Here is a 25,854-nt window from a genome sequence, read left to right as displayed (position 1 = left end):
AGTTCGAAGTGCAATCTATCGTCGGTGTCAGGTCAGAGCGGCACGCGCGATGCGGTCCGCTGCCTACGTGCCCCGCGACTGCTTGCAGGTCGCGATTAGTCAGGAGGTTCGCGGTGCCGGACACAACCTGCCACATGTCCATCTCGTTGGACGGCTTCGTCGCCGGGCCGGATCAGAGCAGGGAGGACCCGCTGGGCAAGCGGGGACGCGAGCTGCACGGCTGGCACATCGGCGACCCGCGAGCCAACGACGCTGACAAAATCGCGACCGAGTGGCTGATGCGTCCCCGCGGTGCGTATGTGATGGGGCGGAACATGTTCGGCCCGATCCGCGGGGACTGGGATGCGGACTGGTCGGGCTGGTGGGGCCCTGAGCCGCCCTATCACGCGCCGGTGTTCGTGCTGACCCATCACCGCCATGAGCCGATCCAGCTGGACGGGGGGACGACCTTCCACTTCGTCACCGCGGGCTTCGACGCGGCCTACTCCGCAGCGTGCGAGGCCGCCGGGGACAACGGGGTGGACATCGCCGGTGGGGCATCGACCGTCCGGCAGGCGCTGGCGGCCGGGGTGATCGACGAGCTCACCCTCGACATCGCGCCCGTCCTGCTCGGGTCGGGCGAGCGAATCTTCGACGGCGTTGAGTCCTTCGGCTTCGAGCCCGCCGAAGTGCTTCACTCACCGCTGACCACCCACGTCCGCTATCGCCGCGTCGGCTGAGCAACCCCGCGCAGCACGGTCACCTGGGGTGGCCATCACGCCAATCGTGATGCCGCGATCCTCGCCGTGATCACATCGGTCCTGGCGACACGCCGCGCTTGCGAGCGCAAGCGGTCACTGGCCGCGCTCCGCGGCGATGACGATGCTGCGTAGCGCGTTGCCGACGGCGGGGATCTGACTGGGGGCGAGGTGCGCGAAGACACGCCTTCGCGCGCTGGCGAGGTGGCTCGGATATGCCTCGCGCAACCGGGACAGGCCGAGCTCGGTCAGCACGGCGACGAACCCCCGGCCGTCTCCGTCGCATCGTTGTTTGGTGATCAGCTCTTGCTTCTGGAGACGGTCGACGACGCGGGTGATCCTGCTGGCAGACATCCCCGTCGCCGAGGCCAGCTCCGCCATCCGCAGCTGTCGGTGCGGCGCCTCGGACAAGTTCATCAACGCGCCGTACTCGGTCAGCGACAGTCCGGTGTCCTGAAGAAGGTCCGCATCCAGGTCGCGAGGCAGCGCGATGGCGAGCCGGGTCAGCGCTCGCCAGAGGAGTTCCTCCTCGACGTCGAGCGGGGCCGGCGCGTCCATGACTGCAGTGTGACCCACATAGCTTGCGCAGGCAAGCACGATGCGTATAGCTTCTTGCTTACGCAAGGAAATGAGAGCTACTCGATTCCTAACCCGCAACCAAAGGATCGGCATGACCACCTCGACCACCGCAGTCCACATCCCGGCGACCGGCACGTACCGCGTCGACTCCGCCCACTCCGCGATCGGGTTCAGCGCCAAGCACATGTTCGGCACCGGAACGGTCACCGGCAGTTTTGCCGTCACCTCCGGTGACATCCGCGTCGCCGACCCGGTGACCGACTCCCAGGTGAGCGCCACGGCCGCCGCGCAGAGCTTCGACTCCGCGAACCCCAAGCGCGACGCCCAGGTCAAGTCCAAGAGCTTCCTGCACGCCGACGCCCACCCGCAGATCTTGTTTCGCTCCACCGGCATCACCCTGGCGGACGACCAGTTGATCCTTCGAGGCGAGATCACCGCCAGGGGCGCCGCGGCGCCGGTCGACCTGACCGTCATCGAATCACGCAGCGATGCCGCTGGCCTCACGCTGCGCGCGACCGGCAAGGTCGACCGCTACGCCCACGGGATCACCAAGATGAAGGGCATGGCCGGCCGATACCTGAGCCTCGACATCTCGGTCAGCGCCAGCCGCGTCTGATCGCCAGGTCCAGCCAAGGGGACGCGGACAGCTGCGGAACTCGGCATCGTCGCCGCTCCACCTGCACTCGCGGCCCCCAAGCCAATTCCTTGCTAACGCAATCACATAGATGCTAGCGTCCTTGCGTAAGCAAAAGCATTTCAGATCCCGAGTTCTCCCCGAGGACCCGGCCCCAGAAGGAGATTCCATGACCAAGATCGCGATCATCCTCGGCAGCACCCGCCCCGGACGCAACGGCAAGGCCGTCGCCGACTGGGTGTACGAACTCGCCGCCCAGCGCACCGACGCCCAGTTCGAACTCGTCGACCTGCTCGACTACAACCTGCCGCACCTCGACGAAGCGATCCCGCCGTCGATGGGCAACTACCAGAACGACCACACCAAAGCCTGGGCGGCGAAGGTCGCCGAGTTCGACGGCTACGTCTTCGTCACACCCGAGTACAACCACGGCACGTCCGGCGCGCTGAAGAACGCAATCGACTTCGTCTACGGCGAGTGGAACAACAAGGCCGCCGGGTTCGTGTCCTACGGCTCGGCCGGCGGGGTTCGGGCAGTCGAGCACCTGCGCCTTGTCGCCGCCGAACTGCAGATCGCCACCGTCCGCGCACAGGTGTCGTTCTCGCTCATGACGGACTTCGAGAACTTCTCCACCTTCGCTCCCAACCCCTACCACGCGCAGCCTGCGACCTTGATGCTCGACCAGCTCGTGGCCTGGAGTAATGCGCTGGCCTCACTCCGCGCCTGACCTGCACCACCGAAAAGGGCGGACTCAGGCGTCCACGTCGATCAGGCGTTCGGCATGTCCGAGAGGGGCGAACGGCGCGTCCGCGGCCCTACACGATCCGCGGCGGACATCGACGAACCCCGACGAAGCATCGAGGCCTTCACCTACGACGGCTTCTACCGGTCTGGCGATCTCGCAATGAAGCTGCGCGTCGGGGACGAATCCGGTTACGTCCTCGCCGACGCCGCCTTGGTCGCGATGCCCGACTCGCGGCTGGGCGAACGAGCGTGCGCGTTCGTCGTCGTCCGAGACAGGTTGGCCTCCCTCGTCGCCGAGACCAGCGAGTCGGTCGCGGAAAAACTCGCGACGATCCACCAGGCAAGACCCTCGACAGCACCACCCAGCTGCGCGAGATCACCGCGGCGCTGGTCACCGAACGGCTCGAGTCGCGAACGGTTCCGGCTGCTCGAGCGCTCAGAAGACTTCCTTCCCGAGCAGATTGGCCGCCAGCACCGCGCTGCCCGTCGCGCCCGTGCAGATTTCGGCGCTTCGGCTTACCTCGGCCCCCGCAAGAAGTCGCCGCACGTTTGCGAGAACCGCCTCGTGCGGGCTGTTCGGTCTGTGTGGCGATCGCGTGATAGCTGCGTGAGCGTCGCACTTCGCGGCGACCAGCGCGCTCACACTCGGCGGTGCGCTAACGCAATCGATGAGAGGCACCGCAGTGAGCACGGCACGCGTTGACAGGGTGGTGGTCGGTGTTACCGGCAGCCTCGGAAATCTCGCAGCACTGCACGCCGCGGTGGCCGAAGCGCGGCGGTGCGAGGCGCCGCTCGTCGTCGTGAACGCGTGGACGCCACCGGGCGGTGAAACCGGCTATCGCAGAGCCCCGTGGCGCCCGCTCCTGGACCTGTGTCGAGAGCAGGCCGCGGCGATCGTCGAGACCGCGATGTCCGACGCGTTCGGCGGCCCGCCCCCGGGCGTCACCATGTCCACGGTGCTGGCCCGCGGTCAAGCCGGCCAGATGCTCGTGCAGTTGGCCGGCCAGCCCGGGGATCTACTCGTCGTCGGCGCCGGCCGACGCGGCCGGTTCGCGCGGTTACGACACGGTGCAGTGGCCCGTTACTGCCTGACACACGCGTCGCGCCCGGTACTCGCCGTGCCACAGCCGGACCTGCTGCGCGCGCTGTCTTCCCGACCGCGGTTGCAGCCCTTCCGCGCCGCTACCGACCAACTTCGGCCGTGACCTCGACCGACGATGTGGTGTTGATGAGCCGGGCGACGTTGCGTCGTTCGAGGTTCGATCTGGAGTGTCAACGGTGACTCTCGCCGACCTGATCCCGTCACTGCGTAGTTCGCTGCCGCGACGCCTGGAACCAGGCTTGTGGCCGAGTTCTGCGCGTCACCTGCCCGGTGGCGACGTCTCATTCGGCGGCGTCGGCCTGCGCGAGCTCGCAACCCAGCGCCGCACCCCGACCGTCGTCGTGGACATGGCCGAACTTCATGCCCGCTGTCAGGACTTCCGCAGGGCGTTTCGCGACATCGACGTCATCGTCACCGGCGGCTCGCTTCTCGCCGAGGACACCGCCGCCGTGGTTCAGACGGAGGGGATGCGGCTCGGCATCTACTGCGAGGCGCAGCTGGCCACGGCAGTCGCTGCCGGGTTCCCTGTCGATCGCATGATCGTGCACGCCGCCCAGGGACGGCCCGCGGCTGTCCGCCGGGCCGCGTCGCTCGGCGTCGGTAGCGTTGTCATCGACAACCTCGAAGAGATCGACGCCCTGGCCAGGGCGCGGCCTGGCTTGTGCCCGCAGCGCGTGCTCGTGTCGATCAGGACCGGCACGGTCGACGGTGTCACCGACCTGTCCGCGCATCGCCGACCGACGCACGGGTTCTCGGTGGCGTCCGGCGAGGCCGCGGAGGCGGTGCGACGCGTTCTCGCCTGCCCTGGGTTGCAGCTTGTCGGCGTCCACTGCCGAGTTGAGTCTGCGTTCACGACTTCGACCCCGTTCGTGCATGCGTGCCGCGAAGGTCTCGACTTCCTGATGAATGTGCGGGTCGTGCACGGCGCCGAACTGTCCGAGATCCATGTGGGCGGCGGGCACGACGCGGTGGATGACCGTCACGCTGAGCCGGCTTCCTGCCAGACCGCGGCGGCCCTGCGACGTATCGTCGAACGGGTCTGCGCCGACCTCGGGGTTCCAGTTCCGCACGTCAGCGTCGAACCCGGCAACGCGCTCACTCGGACGGTGGCGACCACGCTGTGCCGGGTGACCGGAGTGCACCGCGTCGGCGAACTGATCCGCGTCGAAATCGATGACTGGGCAACTGGCTCGACACCGCTGGAGCGCCGTCAGGAGTCCCGGTCGGCACACCTGCTGAACCGCCTGTCAGCGCGGCCGGACGTGCACGTCGAGGTCGTCGCGGCCGACTGCAGCGATGCTCACGGCGTCACCCGGGTGATCGTCCACGACACGCTGCTTCCGGCCGACATCGCCGCCGGCGACTTGCTCGCCGTGCCGGGCACGGGGAACGATCCGCATTCCGCGCTGGCGCACCGCATTCCTCGGCCCGCGCTCGTCGCCGTCAGCGAAGGCGAGGCGTGGCCGCTCACCCCGCGCCAGCACGGCCAAGCCGCCCGGCTACACCACGACGTGGGCTGAGGAGCGGTGGTGACGACTACCTCGACGCACCACCTGGCCGACGCCGACGCCGGTGCCGCGCCCGAGCCCGCACCCGAGCCCGCACCTGAGCCCCCACTTGAGCCGGGGGTGGTTCCGCTCGAACCGGGAATCTGGCCGGCGTCCACTCGGCGCCTTTCGTGCGGCGACCTGTCAGTCGGCGGCGTTGGTCTGGTCGACATCGCCGCCGAACACGGCACGCCTGCCAACGTGCTCGACCTTGCTGAATTCCGGGCGCGCTGCGAGAACTATCGCCGTGCCCTCCCGGACACGGAGATCGCCTACGCCGGCAAGGCCCTGCTCACCCGAGCCGTCGTCGCGCTCGTGCATGAGCAGGGACTCGCGCTGGACGTGTGTTCCGAAGGCGAACTCGCACTCGCCGTCTCCGCCGGTTTCCCCGTCCAGCGGATCATCCTGCACGGCAACGCGAAGCCACCGACTTTGTTGTCGCTGGCCACCAAGCTGCGGGTGGGCCGCATCGTCGTCGACAACCTCGACGAGATCGAGATGCTCGCCCGTGCGGCACACCGAACGGCGCCGCAGCCCGTGCTGGTGCGGATCACTCCCGGCGTGGACGCCGGCACCCACCGGGCGATCACCACCGGCACCGAAGATCAGAAATTCGGTCTGTCGATCAAGTCGGGCGCCGCGGCTGCGGCGGTTCGCCGGATCCTCGCGCTGCCCGCCCTCCGGCTGGTCGGCCTGCATTGCCACATCGGGTCCCAGGTCTCGGCCGTCGAACCCTACGTCGAGGCCGTCCGTCGCACGGTGAATTTTCTGGCCGCCGTGCGCGACGAGCACGGGGTGACGCTCGAACAGCTGAACATCGGGGGCGGCCACGCCATCGCCTACACCCCGGCCGATGCCGAGATGCGCATCGATCGCCTCGCGTCGGCGGTGCGCGGCGCACTCGGCCATTCCTGCGCGCAGCACGACATGTCCGTGCCGCGGCTGACCGTCGAGCCCGGCCGAGCAATCGCCGGCCCGAGCGGGGTGACCGTCTACACGGTGCTCAATGTGAAGCACGCGGGCGCTCGCACCTGGGTCGCCGTCGACGGCGGGATGAGCGACAACCCGCGCCCCGCGCTCTACGGCGCGCGATACATCGCACGCCTCGTCGGAAGGGTCTCGAGCGCCGCAACCGAGCCCGTCACCGTCGTCGGCCGGCATTGCGAATCCGGAGACATCCTCATCGACAGCGTCCGACTCCCGGCCGACGTTCACGTCGGCGATCTGCTCGCAGTCCCCGCTACCGGCGCATACCAACACGCCATGGCGTCCAATTACAACCACACTCCACGCCCGCCCCTGGTCGGGGTCGACAACGGCCGAAGCCGAGTGCTCGTCCGTCGCGAAACGGTTGCCGACCTCCTGTCGCGCGACGTCGGGTAAAGGCGTCGTGCGGGTCGCCGACGGAACCGGCCGGCCTACCCGTCGCCGTAGCGGGCCACGTAGTCCCGGTTTCGCGCAGGATTGCCGTCGCGTACTTCGTGACCGTCCCGGTCGACGACGAGGACGGGACACCACGCGTGCTGGGTGAACCAGCTTGCCGCCGGACGCGAGGCACGCTCTCCTGAGGCGGCCGGCTGGTGGTCGTCGCCGGCGCCGAGCACGAGCAGCCCGGCAGTCCCGGTCTCACGCGTCAGATGGGTGTAGAGGCTGCCTCGTGCCAACCGGGTGTCGATGTCGATCTCTGGCGCAATGGACCTTGCAATGGAGGTGTAGTCGTCGAGCACACTGCGACCGAGGTGCTCGCCCGCCGCGACCAGTTCCTCGAGCGGCCTCGGGTCCAGGAGCCAGTCGACCTCGCGCACGACACGTACGATGCGCAATCGACGACGACGTGCCTGGGCGATCTGCGCCGCCCGCCGCAGGGCCTGATATCCGCTGATCCCGTATTCGGCGCCGACCACGATGTCACCGGCCGACAGGTCATGTCTGACCAGGTCGAGTTCGGCGAGCAATGCGGCGGTCCACGTGGACTCGTCGCCGTCAAGCTTGATCGACATGCGCATTCCCGAGTTCGCTGCCGGTCGTCATCTCTGACGTCGCGTCGTACCGGTCCGCCGGCGAACCGCATGCGTGCAGCTCGTCCGCCCAGCATCGTCCCGTAGTCGTCTCGACGGCTCTCATCGGGCCAGAGCGTCACACGATCCGCACGAGTTACTCACGGTACGGGACGGCGGATGAGTGTCACGCAGCTTCTGCGATCCGGTGTCGGCATCCGCACTCGGGCGCCGCCCTGGCCGCAAAAGGACCAGGATGGAGGGGTGACTCTTGATCCCGAGGAGCTCTTCGACCTCGACGCCGACCGGCCCGAGCTGTCTGGCGTGGTGCTGTTGCACGCTCTCGATGGCTTCGTCGACGCGGGCGCGGCGATGCGGCTGGCTCGTATGACGCTGCTGGCTGATGACGCGCCGGTAGTGGCCCGATTCGATGTCGACCAGCTGTACGACTATCGCGCGCGGCGTCCGATCATGCGCTTCGACGTCGATCGTTGGAGCGGCTATGACACGCCGCAGTTGGCGGTGCGGCTGCTGCACGACAGCGACGACACGCCCTACCTGTTGCTTGCCGGGCCGGAGCCCGACACCCAGTGGGAGCGATACGCGGCCGCGGTCGCGCTGCTCGTCGAGCGGCTCGGAGTGCGGCTGGTCATTGGGCTGGACGCGTTCCCGATGTCGGTGCCGCACAGCCGGCCGACGCCGATCATTGTGCACGGGTCACGGCGCGAGCTGTTTGCCGATCACCGCGCCTGGCTCGGCCAGATCGTGGTTCCGGCCAGCGCCTGCCACCTGGTCGAGTACCGCCTCGGCGCTGCCGGTGTCGACTCGCTCGGGATCGCCGCTCCCGTGCCGCCCTACTTGGCTCAGACCGAGTACCCGGCTGCCGCGCTCGCGCTGCTGCGTGAGGTCGGCGCGCGGGCCGGACTCCGCTTCGACACGTCCACACTCGAGGACGCCGAACGCGTGAACCGCCAAGTGATCGAGCGTGAGGTTGCGGGGTCGGAGGAGCTGCAAACGCTGATCGCCGCCCTCGAGCGGGATTACGACGCGGCGGCCCAGACCGCGCTCGCCCACGGCGACCTGCCGTCTGCCGAGGAGTTAGGCGCCGAGCTGGAGCGCTTCCTCGCCGACGAGTCCCGCGGCGAGCAAGGGTAGCGCCGGCTGGCCGGGTGTCGGCGGACCACCACACCGCTAGCCCACGCGGAGCGCCCGGTTCGGCTGCAGCACGCGAAGCGCGGGGCGGGCTGCCGCCGCCGCGGCCGGATCGAGCCCGGCGGCCAGCGTGAACGCGTTCACCCGACCGTCGCTGGACCCGATGTAGAGCGTCCCGTTCGCGACAGTCGGCGCCGCGAAGAAGTACGAGTCTCCGGCTGTGTACGTCCACAGGATCCCGCCGGACGAGGCGGCGAGGGCGTACACCTGGTCTGCGTAATTGCTCGCGTAGACCACGCCGTTGGCCACCGCCACCGACGCCCCGACCGAGCCGCCGGTCGTGGCGTCCCAGACGATGGCGCCGGTGCTCGAGTTCAGGGCGTACACGTGGCCGTTGCTGGCCCCGACGTAGACGACTCCGTTCGCCACCGCCGGCGAGGCGTACACGGTGGCCCCCAGCGCGTTGGTCCACACCAGGGCGCCGGTTGTCGCGTTCAGCGCGTAGAAGTTCGCGTCGTCCGAGCCGACGTAGACGACCCCGTTGACCACTGCGGGCACGCTCTCGACGATGCCGCCGGTCAGGTAGCGCCACACCAGCGCGCCCGTGGTCGCGTTCAGCGCGTAGACGTAGTCATCGTTCGAACCAACGTAGACGATGCCGCTCGACACCATCGGGGACGAGTAGATGGCCCCGCCCGTCGCGTAGGTCCAGACGAGGGCCCCGGTCGTCGCGTTCAGCGCGTAGATGCTGCTGTTTTTCGAGCCGAGGTAGACGATGCCGCCGGCGACCACCGGCGACGATGTCACCTCGGCGCCGAGCGCGTAGCTCCATTTCAGTGCGCCGCTCGTCGCGTTCAGCGCGTAGACCGTCCCGCTGTGCGTGCCGAGGTACACCAGTCCGCCGGACACGCTCGGGGTGCTGAGGCCACCGCCGGCCGCGGCGTAGGTCCAGCGCACCGCACCGGTGGTGGCGTCTACCGCGGACAGCCCCGAGGCATACGACAGGATGTAGGCCAACCCGCCGGACACTGTCACCGAGCTCTCGATGGCCGATCCGGGCGAGTAGCTCCAGGACCGACCCAGGCCCCCGACGTTCGAGGTGTTCAGGGTGTTCTCGTAGGCGTTGTAGCGCCCGCCGCTGGCCTTGTAGCCCAGCTGCGCCCAGTTGGTTCGGACGAGGAACGACGCCTGCGCCCCGATGCCGGAGTGCCGGCCCTCGGCGCTGATCCACGACGTCCCGGGTTGCGCCGACGCGGGCACGGCGAAGCCGCTGTAGGTGAACGTGCCGGTGGCGGTCGTGGCGACCACCGCGACGTCGGTCAGGCCGTAGTACAGGTCGACCAGTTCGTTGGCGCCGAATCCCGCCCCGTAGACGGTGGTGGTGGACGTCGGCGGTCCGGACGTCACCGTCAGCAGCAGGCTGGTGGTGACCGTGAACGTTCCCGCTGCCACTGTCGCGCCCGCCGAGGTCACCGTCACCGGCCCGGTGCTCGCGCCGGCGGGAACGGACACCGTGAGCTTCGCCGCTGACACCACGGTCGCCGGGGCCGAGACGCCGTTGAACTTGACGGTGGCCGGCGCGGTGAATCGCGCCCCGTTGATCGTCACCAGCGTGTGGAGCGGCCCGGAGGTCGGCGAGATGGACGAGACGGTCGGGGTCACCGTGAATGTGCCGGCGGCGACGGTCGAACCGGCCGAGGTGACGTTGACCGGCCCCGTGGTCGCGGCAGCCGGAACTGGCGCCGTGAGCTTCGTCGCCGACACCACGGTCGCGGTGGCGGCGGCCGCCCCGGTGAACGTCACGGTCGACGGCGAGGTGAAGCCGGTTCCGTTCACCGTGACCACCGTGCCCGGCGGGCCGGAGGTGGGGGACAGCGAGGTGACGGTCGCGGCGACAGCCAAGGGCTTGGGACTGGTGGCTTGCGCACTCGCCGAGGCGACCGTGACCCGCCCGGAGGTGGCCGTGGCTGGGACCACTGCCGTGATCCGTTTCGCCGAACTGACGGTGAAAGTCAACGGAGTCGTGCCCAACCTGACGCGGGTCACCCCGGACAGGCCGGTGCCGGCGATGGCGATCGTCCGGCCGGCGGCGGTCTGCACCGGCGACACCGACGTGATCGTCACCGCGGGAGCTGCAGCCACCGCTCTGGCATCGACACCGATGGCGGCGATCACGGTCGCGGCCACCATGACAACCCGCCGCACACTGTGCGTCCCTGCGCGCATCGCACGCCTCCCAATCCCCCGACTTGGGCAGAGGCTTCCACAGGTCTCGCTGTCTCTGCCAGCCAGCAGACGCGGTCCTGGGACAGCGCGGGATCAATCCGGGACATCGCTCGCGAAACGGCTCGAATTTCAGGCTTTGGTCATCACCTGGAGGCGTGTGTCGCGAGCCGAGCGGGACCAGTGACGTGCACCGGGCGCGATTCCGGACGGCCGAACAGCCAGCCCTGACCCAGATCGACGCCGAGGTCCCTCGCGGCCTGCGCCTGCTCGAGGGTCTCGACGCACTCGGCCAACACCAATCCGCCGTAGCTGTGGGTCATCTGCACGATCGCGTCGATCACGGCCCGGCTGACCGAGTTGGGCAGCGCCTGGACGAGTTCCTTGTCCAGCTTGACCACGTCCGGTCGAAGCAGCACGAGGTTGTTCAGCGACGAGAAGCCCGAGCCGAGATCGTCGAGAGCAACCTTGCAGCCGCGCTCGCGGTAGTAGTCGAAGACGTTGGACAGGTGGCCGATGTCGGCAATCTGCTCGCTTTCGGTGACCTCGAACACGAGTTGTTCCAGGCGAAGTCCTGCTTGCTCCGCTGCCTGTTCGGTCGTGCGCAGGCACACCTCAGGACGGTAGATCGAGGTCGGCACGAAGTTCACGAAGAGCTGAGAGGCGCCGAGCCAGTCGGCTGCGCCGCGCAGCGCCGACGTCCGTCCCACTCGATCCAGGATGGGCAACCATCCCGCTTGAGCCGCGGCGGCGAACATCTGATCGGGCATCACCGGCCCGTCAGGGGTGGTGGCCCGCAAGAGCGCTTCGTAGCCGATCACCGCGTTAGCCGCGCCGGCGTGCAACGAGACTATTGGCTGATACACCGAATGAAACGCGGTGAATTCGTCCGCTAAGAGCGGCACCAGGTCTGCGTGCTCGATCCGAGCGCTGGATTGCGCCAGCGTCGGCGCCGTGAGCGCGGCCGAGAGCAGCGCGTCGGGGTCCTCATCGACGACCACCATGGCGCGGATCTCGGCGGCCTCGACGCTCGACAAGGCTTGGCGGGCGGCCATCAGCAGAGCGGACGGGTTCGTCGTGTAGACCTCCAGCAGCCCCGGAGCACGTTGGGTGACCGACGCGCCCGCGTCCCTCAGCAGCGACCGCAACGTGGCGAGGCTGTGGCTGACCCGGGTTGCGAACAACATTCGATTTCCGACGGCGTTCGCGACGACGGTGCACGAGCAGCCGATGCAGGCGTGCGTCTTCGGTTCACTGTGCTGCGGCGAAGCTGAGCCGACCTCCGCCATGACCACTCCTTCTCGGCTGGCCTGAATGAGCGTGTCGGCCGCCGAGATTCCTATCGGCCGAGTCGCCGGAAAGCTGAGCGACGCAGCACGCAGACGTCTGTTTGACGGTGATGCTGGCGGGTTGACGTTGATCAGGATCATGTGCGTCGGGCAGAAGGTGACGACGACACGGTCAACCGCCGCGGCGGACGAGTCCGCTCTCGTAGGCGGCGATGACGGCTTGGACGCGATCGCGGACGTCGAGCTTGGCGAGCACCTTGGCGACGTGGGTTTTGACGGTGGCGGGGGACAGGTGCAGTTGGGCGGCGATCTCGGCGTTTGACAGGCCGCGCGCCAGGGCGATGAGCACGTCGACCTCCCGTTCGGTCAATACGTCCAACACGGCAGGCCTGGCGCCGGTTGGTGCGGGGCGAGCGACGAAGTCGTCGATGAGGCGTCGCACGATGCCTGGTGCGAGCAGTGCTTCACCGGCGAGAACGGTGTGGACGGCGCGGACGAGATCGACCGGCGACACGTCCTTGAGCAGGAACCCGCTCGCACCGGCGCGCAGCGCGTCGTAGACGTAGGTGTCCAGGTCGAAGGTGGTGAGCATCATGATCTTCGGACCGGCGCCGACAGCGGTCGAGAGCAGCGCGCGGGTCGCGGCGATCCCATCCAGGCGGGGCATCCGCACGTCCATGAGCACCAGGTCCGGACGCAACCGCCGGCCTAGGTCGACCGCCTCCTCACCGTCCGCGGCCTGACCGACGACCTCGAGGTCGGGCTGGGCGTCGAGGATCATGCCGAACCCGCTGCGGACGAGCGCCTGGTCATCAGCGATCAACAGCCGGATCATGGCCTGACCGGCAGTTCGGCCGTCACACGCCAGCCGCCCTCGGCCCGAGGCCCGGATTCCAGGCGACCGCCGTAAAGCGCCACCCTCTCGCGCATGCCAATCAGACCGTGCCCGACCGGGCCCGAGCCGCCGACGCCGCCGACCCCATCGTCGATGACATCGATCGTGAGGCGCGTCGACCGGTAGTCGAGAGTGACGGCCGCGGTGCGGGCCCGGGCGTGTTTGCGGATGTTGCTGAGGGACTCCTGCACCAACCGGTATGCCGCGACGTCGACCCCCGGCGGCAGGACGGGGCGCTCGCCGCGTTCGGCGACGGTGACCCCGAGGCCCGACTGGCGGGCGGCCGCCGCGAGCGCCTCGAGGCCGGCGAGCCCCGGCGCAGGAGCCAATGTCGAGCCGTCCGGATCGTCTGTTCGCAGGATCCCGAGCAGGTGACGCATCTCGACGAGCGCCTGTTGCCCGGTTGTGCGGATGTCGGCCAGTGCGGTGCGCGCCCGGCTGGACGGGTCGATGAACTGCTCCGCCGCCCCCGCCTGGACGACCATGACGCTGATGGAATGGGCGACGATGTCGTGCAGCTCGCGCGCGATCCGGGACCGCTCCTCCAGCACCGATGTCCGCGCCACCTCGCGCTGCTCGTGCTCGAGCTGCACGCTGAGCCGCCGCAACGCGGCCCGTTCGCTGAGCAACCGGCTCACCAGACGACCGACCAACCACGGCACAACCAGGAACACGACCGGCGTCAGGATCAGCCCGGCGACCCCGGCGTCGTTGTGCCGCACGTTCGCGACGGCGACCAGGACCAGCGCGACGATCAGCGCCGCCGCCGATCGTCGCCCCCGCGCGTAGGCGCCGAGCGAGTACCCGGCGACGAGACTCGCGATCACCATTCCGATCGGCAGGTCGGCCGAACGCGAGTAGGCCAGCGCGAGCGCCGCCGAGCTGACGACCAGCACCACCGCGACCGGCGCGCGTCTGCGCCACGCGAGGGGGACGGTGATCAGCACGCCGCACACGGCGAAGACGACCAGATCTCCTCGCCCGTCCGGGACGCGGCCGCCGACCACGCCAGCCAGCCAGAGCACCGTGAAGGCGCCAGCGATCAGCTCGTCGCGGCGCGTGCGGGCTGCGCGCACCCAGGAGACCGCAGAGATCACCGCATCAAGGTACGAGTCGCCGCCCGCAAAGGCATCGCCCGACCGGCGTGCCCGCCTCGGCCGGCTGGGCGACAAGTGTGTCCGCGAGGACCACGCGAGGTCCGTTCGCACGGGCGATCCGGTGATCGCCGCCGGCCGGTTGGCTGAGCTCGGCCGCGGACAGACCGCAATGCCTGACTTTGGAGGACACCATGGACCGATCGATTCGCCCCTACGCCCTGCTCGCGCTCGCCGCCGTCGTGATCGGCATCCTGGAAAACGTCTTCTTCGGCGCCGATCACGGCGGGGCCAAGCACGACGTCAGCGTCGCCTTCTTCCTGCTTGCCGTCGTCGGCGGTGTCGCGCTGGTCGCGCTCGGCGTCCTCGCGCTCGCCCGCCGAGTTCGCGGCGCCAACGTGTCATGACCCAGTGAGCGAATCGGGCTAAGGTCGCGGCCTGCCCTGCCGATGAAGGCTGGGTGTTCGCAGGAGGCGCAGTGCCAGGTTCACATCGGGTGCAAGGAACCGCGCGGCGTGCCGGAATCGCCGGTCTGCGTGCGACGCTTTCCGGGACGAAGCCGTCGGTGCGCGCCGTCTGCGCGGCCGCGTCGGTCGCCACGGCCGTGCTCGCTGTCCTCGCCGTCTCCTCCCCGGCCGGCGCCGCCACCCGGCCGGTGGTCACGGGGCTGTCCGTCCATCACGGCGCCTACTGGGGCGGTTCGCTCATCACAGTGCGCGGCCGCGGGTTCACCGGCGCCACCAAGGTCCGGTTCGGCGGGGCGACGGGTTATGGGCTGCACGTGATCTCGGATCGCAGGCTGACCGTGCGCGACCCTTGGCACGGCTACGCGAAGATCCACGTCCGCGTCGTGACGCGGGCGGGCGCCTCGGCGGCGACCAGGGCCAACGTGTTCACCTTTGCCCGGCCGACGATGAACACCCCGATCCAGGGCGGCCTGACAGCGCGGCAGGAGCAGCACATCTCGGCCAAGGTGCGCGCGAAGCACCGGAATGCTGCCACCGCCCATCACGCCCGCCGCTGGACCGCCGCGATGGGCGCCACGGCGCTCCGGCGCGCCAGGTCCTGGCTTGGCGTGCCGTACTCCTGGGCCGGCGGCAGCGGCGCCGGCCCGACCACCGGGGTCTGCGCGCACAACGGCGGCGACCTCGACTGCCACGTCATCGGCTTCGACTGCTCAGGTCTGGCGCTGTACTCCTGGTCGCCGTACAAGCACCTCGCCCACTACGCCGCGACCCAACACAACCAGGCCGGCCGGTTCCACCCGACGATCGGGCAGTTGATGCCCGGCGACCTCGTGTTCTTCTCCGGCTACCTCGCCAACGGCATCGGCCACGTCGCCGTCTACCAGGGCCACGGGATGGTGATCCAGGCCGAGCAGAGCGGCACGACAGTCATGAGGTCCCGGCTCGTCGACGTCATCGCGAACAGCGGGCGTTACCGGGGCGCGGTTCGGCCGATGTCCACCGGCCGGCAGGGCGCCATTCCACGCCTCACGGCGATGACCGCTCAGGTCGGGGTCGACGGCCAGGCGGTCACGATCCGCGGCGCCGGGCTCGCCAAAGCCACGTCGGTGTCTGTCGGCGGGGCGATGGTCTACTCGTTCACGAAACGCACCGCCACCGAACTCGTCGTGAAGGCGCCCGCGCACGCCGCGGGCCGGGTCTCCGTCACCGTGTCCAACGCCTGGGGAAGCGCCAAGCAAAGGCTGACCTACGTCGGGGCGCCGCAGATCTCGGCGCTGTCGACGAGCCAGGGCCCGGCCGCCGGCGGCAACCAGGTCGTGGTCACCGGACGGAACCTGGCGACGGTCACCCGGGTGACCGTAGGCGGGGCGGCGGTCTCCTTCGCGGCTGCCGGGTCGAACCGGCTGACGCTCACTATGCCGGCCCACGCGCCCGGCGCCGTGCCGGTCGTGCTGAGCTCGGCCTTCGGAACCTCGAACACCGCGCAGTACCGCTACCTCGCGCCCACCCCGACGCCAATGCCCACGTCGACGACGGCAGGCGCGGCCCGGTCCAACGGGTGACGAGAGCCACTCAATCGGAGTCCTCGTTCCGCTTAGTCTTTCAGGCAAGCGGAGGATTGCTTCCGTTACGACGGAGGTAAACATCGTGGAGTTCGAAGCGCCGCGCGTCCATCACCAGGTCACTTTCGCGGTGCTGGCAGCGGGTGTCGCCGCCTATGCGTTGCTGCAGTCCCTGGTCGTGCCGGTGCTGTCGACGCTGCAGGTCGATCTGCACACCACGCAGAACACGGTCACCTGGGTGCTGACCGCCTACCTGCTGTCCGCCTCGATCTTCACGCCCATCATGGGGCGGGTCGGCGACATGGTCGGCAAGGAGCGCGTCTTCGTCATCACCCTCGTCGCGCTCGCGATCGGTTCGCTGCTCGCGGCCGTCGCCACAAACATCTCGGTGATGATCGTGGCCCGGGTGATCCAGGGCGTGGGCGGCGGCGTCCTGCCGCTGGCGTTCGGCATCATTCGCGACGAGTTCCCGCGGGACAAGGTGTCCGGCGCGGTCGGCGCGCTCGCGTCGTTGACCGCCGTCGGCGCGGGCGCGGGCATCGTGGTCGCAGGACCGATCGTGGACGCGCTCGACTACCACTGGCTCTTCTGGCTGCCGATGATTCTGACGGTGGCCGCGGCGGTCGCGGCGCACTTCTTCGTGCCGGAATCGCCTGTCCGCAGCCCAGGTCGCATCAGCTGGCTACCTGCCGTGCTGCTGTCCGCGTGGCTCGTGGCACTGCTGGTCGCGTTGAGCCAGGCGCCGGTGTGGGGTTGGGGCTCAGCCAAGGTCATCGGCTTGTTGATCGCGGCAGTGGTCTTCATCGGGGCGTGGGCGGAGTCCGAACGCCGGGCGGTCACTCCGCTCATCGACCTCGCGATGATGGCCAAGCGCGCCGTCTGGACGAACAACCTGGTGGCTCTGCTGATCGGCGTGGGCATGTACGCGGTGTTCGCGTTCTTGCCCGAGTTCGTCCAGACGCCGACGTCGGCGGGCTACGGCTTCGGCGCGTCGATCACCCAGTCCGGGCTGATCCTGCTTCCGTCGTCGGTGACGATGTTCGTCGTCGGGCTCTACGCGGGACGCTTCGCGCAGCGGGTCGGCGGCAAGATGGTCGTCATCCTCGGCTGCGTCGTCAGCGTCGTCGCGATGGCCCTGCTCGCGTTCGCGCACGAGCAGAAATGGGAGCTGTTCCTGGCCACCGCCATCATGGGAATCGGCTTCGGGCTGGCGTTCTCCGCCATGTCCAGCCTGATCGTGCACGCCGTCCCGCCGGAGCAGACCGGCGTGGCGAGCGGCATGAACGCGAACATCCGCACCATCGGCGGGTCGATCGGCGCCGCGCTGATGGCGAGCATCGTGACGTCGCGGATCGAACCGAGCGGGCTGCCCAAGGAATCGGGCTACACAATCGGGTTCGCGATGCTCGCAGCCGCGCTCGTCGTCGCCGCCCTCGCTGCGGCCGCGATCCCGGCGGTCGCGCATGGCAGGTCGGCGCAGCTGCCGGAGGAGCCGGATCACGCCGAGTTGGCGATCGTCGCGGGCGGCACGGTTGTCGGAGACAAACCCGAGTGATCGGCGTCTGATGCCGGTCCAGTCCGCAACGAGGCCCATGCGGCGAGACGCCGCGCGGAACTACGAACGCGTGCTGGCGGCGGCCCGCGAGGTGCTCGACGAGCACGGCACCGACGCCACGATCGAGCTGATCGCCTCCCGGGCCGGGGTAGGCGTCGGGACCGTTTACCGCAGCTTCCCGACCAAAGAGGCTTTGGTGGACGAGTTGGTTCGACAGATCTTCACCGATCTCGTCGCCGCCGCCCGCAAGGCCTTGACCGAAACGAGCGGCACGGGACTGCGAACCCTCCTCTTCATCCTCGGTCGCGCGTTCACCAAGCACCGCGGATACGCCCACCTGCTCGTCGATCGTGCGCCCGCCGAGTGCGGCGCAGAGGTGCTGCGCGGGCTCATTGCCGAGTTGCTGGACGACGCCCAGGCGAACGGGCAGGTCGCGGCAGACATCACCCTCGGCGACGTCCTGGCCACGATCTGGGCGATCCGAGGGATCGTCGAGTCCAGCGGGACCGTGACGCCCCGCGCGTGGCAGCGGCACCTCGACTTGCAACTGCGTGCCTTTTCCGGAGCGGGTGGCGCCAGCCAGTTGCCGCCGCTCAGCGCGCAGCAGCTCAACCGCATCACCGCCGGCGGCCCCGGCGCGGTCGATGCGCCCGCCGAATAATCGCCGGCGCGCCGAGCGGTGAGGGCCGACTCGGCGAACCAGCCGCTCGCGCAGAGCGACCTCGGGTGAGCCTGCGATCCGGACAACTTTCGCCAGCTGCACGTCGACTCGACGATGTCGGCGATGCCGACGCCGCAGCCGCACTCAGCGCGCAGGGCTTCGGCACGCTCGGCGCCGACCACGCGTGGCTGGACACGGAGGCGCGCGCCAGGCAGGCGGCGACAGTCCCCGAGTGGCAGACCGGCTTCGCCGCGATGCTGCACTACGCGCAGCGGCAGGGTTGGCCGGACGAGGTCGGACCCGCGTGCGGGCGCACGTCGTCCGCTCATGACGGAATGGAGATCTCCGCGGGCCTGTCACCGCCTGTCAGACGACGGCTCGTGCCGTAGACGATCCGGAAGCTGATAGTCGGCTCGCACCTCGGCCCGGCCGGTGAGCACGTCGATGGTCTTCACGACGTCGACCGCGCCGGCGACGTCGTGGACCCGGACGATGTTGCCCGGCTCGACTGCGAAGTGCGCGAGCGCGGCGAGCGTCGCCGGCCCGCGCTGCGCCGGCGCGGTGCTCGTGATCGCCCCGAGGAAGTCCTTCCTCGAGATCGCCAGCAACACCGGCCGGCCGAGGGCGCGGACGTCGCCCAGCCGCCGCATGACCTCGATCGTCTGGTGCGGCGTCTTGCCGAAGTCGGGTCCCGGATCGAGGATGATCGATTCGCGCGGCACGCCCAGTTGCTCGGCGTGCCGCATTCGCTCGGCGAGAAAGTCCACGACGTCGGCGGCGACGTCTGCGTAGAAGTCCGGATCCTGCAGCGACGTTTTGGGCCGCGCGCGGGTGTGCATGACGACCAAGGCGATCTGCGCCGCCGCGCACAGCGTCGCGATCTGCGGGTAGAGCAGGCCGCTGACGTCGTTGATGATCGACGCGCCAGCCGCGATGACCGCCTCGGCGACGAGCGGCTTGTACGTGTCGACGCTGACCAGCACATCGGGGTGTCGTTCGGCGATCCACTCGACGATCGGCACGACGCTGTCGCGCTCCTCGGCGGCGTCGGTCTCTGGCAGGCCGGTGATCGCGGACTGCCCGCCGACGTCGATCACGTCGGCGCCGGCGGCCACGAGCGCGTCGGCCAGCCGGAGCCGGTCGTCGAGGGTGCGGTAGCGGCCGGCGTCGGAGAACGAATTTTGGCTCGCGTTGACGACGCCCATCACGAGCGTGCTCCGCACCTCGATGCTGCGGCCGCGGACAAGCAGCGTCGGAGCGGCCACCACCTCACGCTAGCAACGGGGCCGGCGCGGCCCGCTCAGCCGCTGGCGAGAGTCGCGCCGGTGCGCGCGCTGCGCGTGCGTTTGACCGCGTACATGGCCTGGTCTGCCTGCCGTACAGCGGTGTGGCACGTCCCGTCCGGAACGAGGGGCGCCCAACCGATCGATGCGGGCGCGCCAGCCGCGGCGAGCGCGTCGGCGAGCCGCTCGGCGAGCACTGGGGCCAGCGTGGTCGGGCAGTTCGCGAGGACGATGCCGAACTCGTCGCCGCCGATGCGGGCCAGGTAATCGCGGTCGCGGGTATTCGCGCGCATCACCTGCGCCGCGGTGCACAGCAGCGCGTCGCCCGCGGCGTGGCCGCCGGGCCCGTCGTTGACCTGTTTGAGACCGTCCAGGTCGACGATGATCACGACGGTCGGGTCAGCGTAGTCGCCGTACTCGGCGTCGAGGCGCGCGAGCGCCTCCTGCCACCCGCGCCGGTTGGGGACGCCGGTGAGCGGGTCGGTCGTCGCCTCGGTGCGGATGGAGCGGGAGACGTGCTCCGCGTCGGCCAGCGCCCGGTCGCCGGTGAGCACGATGTGCAGCACGTTGCTCAGCATCGCCAGCAGCGGTTCGTGCTCGGCGAGGTCAGGTCGACAGGCCGGGTCCAGGCCGCAGATCGCGCCGAACAACGAGCCGTCCGCGTCGACGATCGGCATCCCGGCATAGGCGCCGATGTCGATGACCTCGTTCACCGGCGCCTGGGCGTAGACCTCGATCGCGGCCGCGTCCGTCGCGATGCGCGGGCCGGCGCCGGCGACCATGTGCACGCAGTAGGAGTCCTGCCAGGCGTGGCTGCCGCCTTGCTGCAGGCCGTACTCGTTCTCGCCGAGGTAAAGGTAGGTCTGCCGGTCGTTCTCGACCCTGGTCACCGACCACAGGCCCATCGGGACGTGCTCCTGCAGATAGGCCAGCACCTGCTGCGAGGCCGCGGCGAAGTTGGTGCCCGCGCTCTCGGCTGTCGAGCTGAGCTCCACCTGCATTCCCTTCTTCTGGTCGACCAACGGTCCTTCGGTGTTCGTGTCGGCCTGTACTTCTGATCGGCAGCCGACGCCGAAACCATGATGGCTGAAAGGTCATGGAAATTCACCGATGTCGATGACGACGGCGCGGACGTTCGCCCATCCCTCGAACGATCCGATCGCTGACTACCAGCGACGACGTTGCGGAAGGGACGACCACGAGCTGGCGCGAGCGCCGGCCGTACCGCTGTACAGGGCGACCAGGACCGCAGCGGCGGCGATCTCAAGCAGCACGGTCGGAAAGCGGCTGACATGCAGCAGTCGGTAGCCGACGAAGCCGCCGAGCAGCGAGCCGATCCAGCCGAGCAGGATCGTCGCGAGCACGCTGATGTTCTGCCGGCCGGGCAACACAAGGCGCGCGAGGCCGCCGATTATCAAGCCGACCACGGCGACGCTGAGCAGCGTCCAGATCGTGTAGCCGATGAGCGGCAGCACGATGAGCAGCAGGATCAGGACCGCGAGGATCACGAGCAGCATGGCCCAACGCTACGTCGTGGCGCTGTGCGGTCGCGGCCGTCGGCGACGTGCTCGCGACTTTCGGCCGACGCGGCCGACGCGGCCGGGCGTGCGTCAGGCCGTGTCGAGCACGAACACGTCCCCGCGGGTGATCGGCACCGGCTGGCCGTCGACGCCGAGTCCGTCGATCTCCACCTCCGGACTGCCGACGACGACGTCGATGTGCGTGTTCGACTGGTTCAGCCCGGACTCGATCCGCTGCTCCGGCGACAGCTCGGTGCCCCGCTCGAACGTCGTGGGGTAGCCATTGCCCCATGCGACGTGCGAGCCGATGTTCTCGTCGAAGAGCATGTCGCTGTAGGTCAGGCCGGTGCGCCGGACGGCCGAATCGCCGTCGACGATCGCCACCTCGCCGAGATGCCGCGCGCGCGGGATCCGCTCGAGCTGCGCGTGCACCGCGTCCTCCCCGCGAGTGGCCGACGCGGCGCGGATCTCGCCGTCCCCGAACTCGAGCTTCAACCCGTCGACGAGCGTGTTCACCGTCATGAGGAAGAACGGCGCGGTCGTCGACAGCGCGCCGTCCGCGCGTCGCCAGTCCGGCGCTGTGAACACTTCCTCGGTCGGCATGTTCGCCACGAACTCGACGCCGTCGGCGTTCGGCATGCCGCCGGACATCCAGCGCGAGGACGGCGTCAGGCCGACGGTCAGATCGGTGCCGGGACCGTGGAAGCGGATGCGGTCGAAGCCGCGCGCGTTGAGCAGGTCGCGGCGCAGCGCGAGCTTGGCCAGGTGCTGGCGCCACGCGTCGACCGGGTCTTCCTGGTCGAGGCGCATCGCCATCGCGACCGCCCGCCACAGCCGGTCGACGTCCGGCTCGCCGAACACCGTCTGCGCCCAGGCCGGGTTCGGCGCGCCCACCACCGTCCAGGCCACGAGATTGGAGGAGACGATCGGCAGGAACTCCTTGATCATCGCGAGCGGCATGGAGTCTGCGAGGCGAGCCGGATCCGCGCCGTCCATCAGCGTCGGGTGCGGGTTGCCGGTCAGCGAGATCAACGCCGGCCGATCTTCCCGCCAGGCGCGCACGCCCTCGAGCTGATGGGGGAGCACCCGGCCCAACTGCTCGCGCGGCGCGTAGTCGACGGCGGCGCGGGTGAGGACGGGGTCGGTGTAGTCGATCGACACATGGCTCGCGCCGACGCGGTACGCGGCCGCGGCGATCGCGCGAGCCACCGGCGCGTGCTCGACCATGCCGCGGATCACGACGCGCTGGCCGAGCTGGACGTTCACCCCGACCCGGACCACGAGCGTCGCGTACGCCTCGATCAGCGCGTCGAGCGGCTCGCGCACAGCAGACGGGGCGGCCGGCGGCCGGGTGGCCGGCACGTCGGCGGCGGGCTTGGCGGCGGGCGGCTCGGCGGCCTGGATAGCGGCCGGCTCGGCAGGCGTGGCGTCGTTGGGCGGCGGCATGGTGCCAGCGTCGCCGCCCGTCCCGACGCACGTCAAACTCCGGCGCCGCATCGACACGACGCGCTGAGCGGGCACACAGGAAATGCCAAGACCCCGCCCAGGCGTTGTGTCGATGATGGTTGCGAGACCTTGGAGATGATCTGCATGAGCGCGTCGCTCAACGCCTTCCCGTCCCACTCCGCCGAGCCGCGGCTCGACGCCGCGCACCTCGCTTGGAACACCGTCGCGAGCTACGACGAGTACGCCGCCGCCCAACGGGCGGTCGACCGGCTGTCCGATGACGGCTTCCCCGTGGAGCACCTCGACATCATCGGTTCCGACCTGCGCCTGGTGGAGCGGGTCACCGGCCGCCTGACCAAGGGCCGCGCGGCAGCGGCAGGCGCGGCGAGCGGCGCCTGGTTCGGTCTGTTGATGGGCCTGCTGCTCGGGATCTTCACCAATGGCGCGTGGGCCGGTTTGCTCGTCGCCGGATTGCTCATCGGCACGGCCTGGGGCGGCCTGTTCGGCTTCTTCGGCCACGCCGCCACCCGCGGAGCGCGCGACTTCGCCTCGGCGCGATCGCTGGTCGCGACGCGATACGACCTGGTGGCCCGCGACGGCTACGCCGACGCGGCGCGCAGCGGCCTGCAGCAGGCGGGCCTGCTCCACGTCGAGTGAGCGGCGCCGGCCAATCGCTTGACTGCGTGCCAGACCGGTAGTTCGCACGAGCTGCGGAGGCACGCCGCTCAGCCGCAGCGCGAGTTGTCCTCGCTGGAACGGCGTCTGGACCGGCGACGCGCGGACAACTCGTGGATGGACGACGGGTCACTCGTTGGGAAGCGGTGTTCGCGCCGTCGATCGCTCAGATGCCCCGCCGGCCGGCCGACAGTCCATTAAGTCAGTGTGAGCTGGGCGTGAGTTGAGGACCTAAGTCCTGTTATTCGATGATCTGAAAGTAGTCAGCACTTCACCTTGACTTTACGTCGCCGGTCGTTGCATGATTGGCTTGTCGCCAACAAATATCGAGGAAATCGGGTGGATCCCCCGCTCACCCGAGCTCCTCACCGGCGACGAACCAGCTGCGGCGGTCCCCCGCTCGTCGCAGTCAGCACCAAGTGTCGGAAGCCCCGGTGAATCCCCCGCTCACCGGGGCTTCCGCATGTTCTGGGCCGGACACATGCGTGTTGCTCTGGATGCCGGCGCACGGGAGGCCAGCCACCGGGCGATCGCGGTGGTGACTCAGCGCTTACGGCTGCGCCGCCGGGTGCGCTCGGTGAAGCGCGTCAACGCGGAGTCGGCGCTGCCGAGCACCCGAGCGGGACGCGCTTGCGGGTTTCGGCTGGCGGCCGCGACCGCCAACCGGTGCACGACCGCCCGGGCGAGCGGCAGGCCGATCGCGAGCAGCAGCCACATCCGCAGCCGGCGGGACAGGAACAGCCACATGTCGCCTCGTCCTCCCTGATCGCTCATCCGCGCGCCGAGTCGGGTATCCGGCGGCCACATCGTGTCCCGCGTGCCTACCCGCAGACCCGCGGACGCAATCCTCGCCACCGGTGTATGCTTGCCGACAGGCAAGTAATGACAGGAGGCGGTCGATGATGATCGCTGAAGAGGACATCGTCCGGCTGCGCATCGCGCTCGGCCGGATCGCCCGCCAGGTCGACCGGCAGGTCGCCGGCGACGGCATGACCCGCAGCCAGCTGTCCGTGCTCGGCTCAGTCGCCCGCGCAAAGTCGGTGCGGATGAGCGAGCTCGCCGACGTCGAGGGCGTCAACCCGACGATGCTCTCGCGCATCGTCGGCAAACTCGAGGCGCAGGGCCTGGTCTTGCGCAGCCAGCTGGCCGACGACCGGCGCGGCGTCAGCGTCGCCATCACCGCGGACGGCGCCCGGCTGCACAGCAGGCTGCGCCGGCAACGGACCAAGCTGTTCGCCGAGCGGCTTGCCGGCCTGCCCGACGAACACGTCGCAGCGCTGGCGCACGCCGTGCCGGCGCTGGAGTCGCTGGCCGAGGCGATGCTCGCCGCCGTCCGCCCCGCCGACGCGCTGGTCGGCCGGTGACTGCGGCGCAGCTGGGCCGGCAGACGTTCTCCTCACTCGCGAACCGCAACTTTCGCCGCTATTTCACCGGCCAGGCGGTGTCGATGATCGGCACCTGGATGCAGACGGTCGCGCAGTCCTGGCTGGTCCTGCAGCTCAGCGGATCCGGCTCGGCGCTCGGCTTCGTCGTCGCGCTGCAGACGCTGCCGATCATGCTGCTCGGTCCGTACGGGGGAGTGGTCGCCGACCGCGTCGACAAGCGGCGGCTGATGATCGGGCTGCAGTCGATGATGGGCGTCCTCGCCCTGGTGCTCGGCCTGTTGACGGTCACCCATTCCGTGCAGCTGTGGCAGGTGTACGTCCTCGCCTTGCTGCTCGGCCTGAACAACACCTTCGAGAATCCGGCCCGTCAGTCGTTCGTGCTCGAGATGGTCGGGCCGGCCGAGCTGCGCAACGCCGTCAGCCTGAACTCCGTGCTTGTCAACGCCGCCCGCGCCGTCGGGCCAGCGATAGCTGGCGTCATCATCGCCGTCGGCGGGACGGGCATCTGCTTCCTGATCAACGCGGTTAGCTTCATCGCGGTCGTCGTGTCGCTGACGCGGCTGGACGTCGCCAAGTTGAGCCCCAGCACGCCTGCGCCGCGCGCGAAGCGCCAGGTGCGCGACGGGCTGCGTTATGTCGCCCGAACCCCCGACCTCGGCGGCCCACTGCTGATGATGGCGTTGGTGGGCTGCCTCGCCTACGAGTTCCAGGTCGTCCTGCCGGTCGTCGCGGACAAGACGTTCCACGGCGGGTCGACGGCGTACGGGTTCATGACGGCCGCGATGGGCGTCGGCGCCGTGGTCGGCGGCCTGTTCGTCGCCGCCCGCGGCCGCACCGGCCTGCGTTCCTTGACGATGTCGGCGCTCGTCTTCGGCGTGCTGCTGACGGTGGCCGCGCTGGCCTGGACGCTGTGGCTCGAGCTGATCGCGCTCGCGTTCGTCGGCGCGGCGAGCGTGGGCTTCCTGTCGAGGGGCAACTCGACCCTGCAGCTCGCGGCCGACCCGAGCATGCGCGGCCGGGTGATGGCCTTGTGGGCGGTCGCGTTCCTGGGCTCGACGCCGATCGGCGGCCCGATCGCCGGCTGGGTCGCGGACGGGCTCGGTGGCCGCGCCGGCCTCGCGCTCGGCGCGATCGCCTGCGTCGTGGCGGCGGCCGTCGGTGGCGTCGTGGTGGTGCGCACCGACCGCCGCTCGGCGGGTGCGAAGCAACCGGCGCCGCAGCTCGCGGCCGTCGCCGACTGACGCTCGGCGCGCCCGGTTTCCCGGCAGGGAGCGTCGGGCAGGCTGACGCCACTGACGCCATCGGCG

Annotated in this window: 27 protein-coding genes and 2 pseudogenes; 16 read left to right on the top strand and 13 right to left on the bottom strand. The window is 69.7% G+C overall.

The window, feature by feature from the left end; genetic code table 11:
• The first annotated feature begins 113 nt into the window (after window positions 1-113).
• Window positions 114-719 (top strand): dihydrofolate reductase family protein, encoded by a 606-nt coding sequence (locus ACFFBG_RS11265; RefSeq protein WP_375478645.1) that lies wholly within the window; start codon window positions 114-116, stop codon window positions 717-719.
• Between the two features lie 114 nt (window positions 720-833).
• On the opposite strand, the gene ACFFBG_RS11260 is transcribed toward ACFFBG_RS11265, so the two are convergent.
• The gene (locus ACFFBG_RS11260; RefSeq protein ID WP_375478643.1) at window positions 834-1,295 is read right to left on the bottom strand and encodes a MarR family winged helix-turn-helix transcriptional regulator; all 462 of its coding nucleotides are present in this window, start codon (window positions 1,293-1,295) and stop codon (window positions 834-836) included.
• Window positions 1,296-1,407: 112 nt separating this feature from the next.
• Between ACFFBG_RS11260 and ACFFBG_RS11255 the strand changes: the two genes are divergently transcribed.
• Window positions 1,408-1,932, top strand: a complete 525-nt coding sequence (locus ACFFBG_RS11255; RefSeq protein ID WP_375478641.1) for a YceI family protein — start codon at window positions 1,408-1,410, stop codon at window positions 1,930-1,932.
• A gap of 187 nt (window positions 1,933-2,119) precedes the next feature.
• Window positions 2,120-2,677 (top strand): NADPH-dependent FMN reductase, encoded by a 558-nt coding sequence (locus tag ACFFBG_RS11250; protein WP_375478639.1) that lies wholly within the window; start codon window positions 2,120-2,122, stop codon window positions 2,675-2,677.
• Between the two features lie 24 nt (window positions 2,678-2,701).
• Here ACFFBG_RS11250 and ACFFBG_RS11245 read toward each other — a convergent pair whose 3' ends face one another.
• Window positions 2,702-3,031 (bottom strand): hypothetical protein, encoded by a 330-nt coding sequence (locus tag ACFFBG_RS11245; RefSeq protein ID WP_375478637.1) that lies wholly within the window; start codon window positions 3,029-3,031, stop codon window positions 2,702-2,704.
• A 370-nt stretch (window positions 3,032-3,401) separates the two neighbouring features.
• On the opposite strand from ACFFBG_RS11245, the gene ACFFBG_RS11240 reads away from it, so the two are divergent.
• The 4 genes and pseudogenes from ACFFBG_RS11240 to lysA all read left to right on the top strand — a co-directional run bounded on the left by ACFFBG_RS11240 (window position 3,402) and on the right by lysA (window position 6,726).
• Window positions 3,402-3,899: a universal stress protein gene (locus tag ACFFBG_RS11240; protein WP_375478635.1), complete on the top strand. Its 498-nt coding sequence runs from the start codon at window positions 3,402-3,404 to the stop codon at window positions 3,897-3,899.
• A gap of 244 nt (window positions 3,900-4,143) precedes the next feature.
• Window positions 4,144-4,836: pseudogene (locus ACFFBG_RS11235) on the top strand (hypothetical protein); the annotation flags it as partial.
• Between the two features lie 96 nt (window positions 4,837-4,932).
• Window positions 4,933-5,316 (top strand): hypothetical protein, encoded by a 384-nt coding sequence (locus ACFFBG_RS11230; RefSeq protein ID WP_375478744.1) that lies wholly within the window; start codon window positions 4,933-4,935, stop codon window positions 5,314-5,316.
• A gap of 33 nt (window positions 5,317-5,349) precedes the next feature.
• A complete protein-coding gene (gene lysA, locus ACFFBG_RS11225; RefSeq protein WP_375478736.1) occupies window positions 5,350-6,726 on the top strand; it encodes a diaminopimelate decarboxylase in 1,377 nt (458 codons plus the stop codon).
• Between the two features lie 35 nt (window positions 6,727-6,761).
• On the opposite strand, the gene ACFFBG_RS11220 is transcribed toward lysA, so the two are convergent.
• A complete protein-coding gene (locus ACFFBG_RS11220; protein WP_375478633.1) occupies window positions 6,762-7,349 on the bottom strand; it encodes a hypothetical protein in 588 nt (195 codons plus the stop codon).
• A 255-nt stretch (window positions 7,350-7,604) separates the two neighbouring features.
• Between ACFFBG_RS11220 and ACFFBG_RS11215 the strand changes: the two genes are divergently transcribed.
• Complete coding sequence (locus ACFFBG_RS11215; RefSeq protein WP_375478631.1) at window positions 7,605-8,495, top strand: PAC2 family protein; 891 nt, start codon at window positions 7,605-7,607, stop codon at window positions 8,493-8,495.
• A gap of 36 nt (window positions 8,496-8,531) precedes the next feature.
• Here ACFFBG_RS11215 and ACFFBG_RS11210 read toward each other — a convergent pair whose 3' ends face one another.
• From ACFFBG_RS11210 to ACFFBG_RS11190, 5 genes and pseudogenes are all read right to left on the bottom strand, one after another.
• Window positions 8,532-10,154, bottom strand: coding sequence for a PQQ-binding-like beta-propeller repeat protein (locus ACFFBG_RS11210; RefSeq protein ID WP_375478734.1), 1,623 nt, complete (start codon window positions 10,152-10,154; stop codon window positions 8,532-8,534).
• 60 nt (window positions 10,155-10,214) lie between these two features.
• Window positions 10,215-10,682, bottom strand: a pseudogene (locus ACFFBG_RS11205) (IPT/TIG domain-containing protein); the annotation flags it as partial.
• Between the two features lie 179 nt (window positions 10,683-10,861).
• Window positions 10,862-12,004 carry an EAL domain-containing protein gene (locus ACFFBG_RS11200; protein WP_375478629.1) on the bottom strand — a complete coding sequence of 381 codons (1,143 nt, stop codon included), beginning with the start codon at window positions 12,002-12,004 and terminating at the stop codon, window positions 10,862-10,864.
• Window positions 12,005-12,176: 172 nt separating this feature from the next.
• Window positions 12,177-12,839: a response regulator gene (locus tag ACFFBG_RS11195; RefSeq protein ID WP_375478627.1), complete on the bottom strand. Its 663-nt coding sequence runs from the start codon at window positions 12,837-12,839 to the stop codon at window positions 12,177-12,179.
• Entirely contained in the window at window positions 12,836-13,996 is a 1,161-nt protein-coding gene (locus ACFFBG_RS11190) for a sensor histidine kinase (protein WP_375478625.1), read from the bottom strand. The genes ACFFBG_RS11195 and ACFFBG_RS11190 overlap by 4 nt, the downstream gene beginning before the upstream one ends.
• A 191-nt stretch (window positions 13,997-14,187) precedes the next feature.
• On the opposite strand from ACFFBG_RS11190, the gene ACFFBG_RS11185 reads away from it, so the two are divergent.
• From ACFFBG_RS11185 to ACFFBG_RS11165, 5 genes are all read left to right on the top strand, one after another.
• Window positions 14,188-14,400, top strand: a complete 213-nt coding sequence (locus ACFFBG_RS11185) for a hypothetical protein (protein ID WP_375478623.1) — start codon at window positions 14,188-14,190, stop codon at window positions 14,398-14,400.
• Window positions 14,401-14,558: 158 nt separating this feature from the next.
• Window positions 14,559-16,022, top strand: coding sequence for an IPT/TIG domain-containing protein (locus ACFFBG_RS11180; protein WP_375478621.1), 1,464 nt, complete (start codon window positions 14,559-14,561; stop codon window positions 16,020-16,022).
• Between the two features lie 85 nt (window positions 16,023-16,107).
• On the top strand, window positions 16,108-17,577 hold the full coding sequence (locus tag ACFFBG_RS11175) for an MFS transporter (RefSeq protein WP_375478619.1): 1,470 nt from the start codon (window positions 16,108-16,110) through the stop codon (window positions 17,575-17,577).
• 37 nt (window positions 17,578-17,614) lie between these two features.
• Window positions 17,615-18,238, top strand: coding sequence for a TetR/AcrR family transcriptional regulator (locus ACFFBG_RS11170; RefSeq protein WP_375478617.1), 624 nt, complete (start codon window positions 17,615-17,617; stop codon window positions 18,236-18,238).
• Between the two features lie 65 nt (window positions 18,239-18,303).
• Window positions 18,304-18,627 carry a hypothetical protein gene (locus ACFFBG_RS11165; protein ID WP_375478616.1) on the top strand — a complete coding sequence of 108 codons (324 nt, stop codon included), beginning with the start codon at window positions 18,304-18,306 and terminating at the stop codon, window positions 18,625-18,627.
• Here the strand turns inward: ACFFBG_RS11165 and folP are convergent.
• From folP to ACFFBG_RS11145, 4 genes are all read right to left on the bottom strand, one after another.
• Window positions 18,595-19,503 (bottom strand): dihydropteroate synthase, encoded by a 909-nt coding sequence (gene folP, locus ACFFBG_RS11160; protein ID WP_375478614.1) that lies wholly within the window; start codon window positions 19,501-19,503, stop codon window positions 18,595-18,597. The genes ACFFBG_RS11165 and folP overlap by 33 nt on opposite strands.
• A gap of 35 nt (window positions 19,504-19,538) precedes the next feature.
• Window positions 19,539-20,522 carry a GGDEF domain-containing protein gene (locus ACFFBG_RS11155; RefSeq protein ID WP_375478612.1) on the bottom strand — a complete coding sequence of 328 codons (984 nt, stop codon included), beginning with the start codon at window positions 20,520-20,522 and terminating at the stop codon, window positions 19,539-19,541.
• Between the two features lie 165 nt (window positions 20,523-20,687).
• Complete coding sequence (locus tag ACFFBG_RS11150) at window positions 20,688-21,038, bottom strand: GlsB/YeaQ/YmgE family stress response membrane protein (RefSeq protein ID WP_375478610.1); 351 nt, start codon at window positions 21,036-21,038, stop codon at window positions 20,688-20,690.
• A 93-nt stretch (window positions 21,039-21,131) separates the two neighbouring features.
• Window positions 21,132-22,487 carry an aminopeptidase gene (locus ACFFBG_RS11145; protein WP_375478608.1) on the bottom strand — a complete coding sequence of 452 codons (1,356 nt, stop codon included), beginning with the start codon at window positions 22,485-22,487 and terminating at the stop codon, window positions 21,132-21,134.
• 144 nt (window positions 22,488-22,631) lie between these two features.
• On the opposite strand from ACFFBG_RS11145, the gene ACFFBG_RS11140 reads away from it, so the two are divergent.
• Window positions 22,632-23,144, top strand: a complete 513-nt coding sequence (locus ACFFBG_RS11140; RefSeq protein WP_375478606.1) for a general stress protein — start codon at window positions 22,632-22,634, stop codon at window positions 23,142-23,144.
• 561 nt (window positions 23,145-23,705) lie between these two features.
• Here the strand turns inward: ACFFBG_RS11140 and ACFFBG_RS11135 are convergent.
• Window positions 23,706-23,936: a hypothetical protein gene (locus ACFFBG_RS11135; RefSeq protein ID WP_375478604.1), complete on the bottom strand. Its 231-nt coding sequence runs from the start codon at window positions 23,934-23,936 to the stop codon at window positions 23,706-23,708.
• Window positions 23,937-24,061: 125 nt separating this feature from the next.
• Between ACFFBG_RS11135 and ACFFBG_RS11130 the strand changes: the two genes are divergently transcribed.
• Both ACFFBG_RS11130 and ACFFBG_RS11125 read left to right on the top strand, forming a co-directional pair.
• Window positions 24,062-24,526, top strand: coding sequence for a MarR family winged helix-turn-helix transcriptional regulator (locus ACFFBG_RS11130; RefSeq protein WP_375478602.1), 465 nt, complete (start codon window positions 24,062-24,064; stop codon window positions 24,524-24,526).
• Window positions 24,523-25,788, top strand: a complete 1,266-nt coding sequence (locus tag ACFFBG_RS11125) for an MFS transporter (protein WP_375478600.1) — start codon at window positions 24,523-24,525, stop codon at window positions 25,786-25,788. The genes ACFFBG_RS11130 and ACFFBG_RS11125 overlap by 4 nt, the downstream gene beginning before the upstream one ends.
• Window positions 25,789-25,854 lie beyond the last annotated feature (66 nt).

The organism is uncultured Jatrophihabitans sp., assembly GCF_964251945.1.
Lineage (GTDB): Bacteria > Actinomycetota > Actinomycetes > Mycobacteriales > Jatrophihabitantaceae > Jatrophihabitans.
This window is presented reverse-complemented; position numbering and strand designations above follow the sequence as displayed.

Bases quoted from the DNA above. Each gene is read 5' to 3' on its own strand.
- ACFFBG_RS11250 (WP_375478639.1), top strand. From the start codon at position 2,120: ATGACCAAGATCGCGATCATCCTCGGCAGCACCCGCCCCGGACGCAAC.
- ACFFBG_RS11260 (WP_375478643.1), bottom strand. From the start codon at position 1,295: ATGGACGCGCCGGCCCCGCTCGACGTCGAGGAGGAACTCCTCTGGCGA.
- ACFFBG_RS11200 (WP_375478629.1), bottom strand. From the start codon at position 12,004: ATGGCGGAGGTCGGCTCAGCTTCGCCGCAGCACAGTGAACCGAAGACG.
- ACFFBG_RS11140 (WP_375478606.1), top strand. From the start codon at position 22,632: ATGAGCGCGTCGCTCAACGCCTTCCCGTCCCACTCCGCCGAGCCGCGG.
- ACFFBG_RS11170 (WP_375478617.1), top strand. From the start codon at position 17,615: ATGCGGCGAGACGCCGCGCGGAACTACGAACGCGTGCTGGCGGCGGCC.
- ACFFBG_RS11130 (WP_375478602.1), top strand. From the start codon at position 24,062: ATGATGATCGCTGAAGAGGACATCGTCCGGCTGCGCATCGCGCTCGGC.
- ACFFBG_RS11195 (WP_375478627.1), bottom strand. From the start codon at position 12,839: ATGATCCGGCTGTTGATCGCTGATGACCAGGCGCTCGTCCGCAGCGGG.
- ACFFBG_RS11255 (WP_375478641.1), top strand. From the start codon at position 1,408: ATGACCACCTCGACCACCGCAGTCCACATCCCGGCGACCGGCACGTAC.
- ACFFBG_RS11150 (WP_375478610.1), bottom strand. From the start codon at position 21,038: ATGCTGCTCGTGATCCTCGCGGTCCTGATCCTGCTGCTCATCGTGCTG.
- ACFFBG_RS11220 (WP_375478633.1), bottom strand. From the start codon at position 7,349: ATGCGCATGTCGATCAAGCTTGACGGCGACGAGTCCACGTGGACCGCC.
- ACFFBG_RS11145 (WP_375478608.1), bottom strand. From the start codon at position 22,487: ATGCCGCCGCCCAACGACGCCACGCCTGCCGAGCCGGCCGCTATCCAG.
- ACFFBG_RS11185 (WP_375478623.1), top strand. From the start codon at position 14,188: ATGGACCGATCGATTCGCCCCTACGCCCTGCTCGCGCTCGCCGCCGTC.
- ACFFBG_RS11155 (WP_375478612.1), bottom strand. From the start codon at position 20,522: ATGCAGGTGGAGCTCAGCTCGACAGCCGAGAGCGCGGGCACCAACTTC.
- ACFFBG_RS11135 (WP_375478604.1), bottom strand. From the start codon at position 23,936: ATGAGCGATCAGGGAGGACGAGGCGACATGTGGCTGTTCCTGTCCCGC.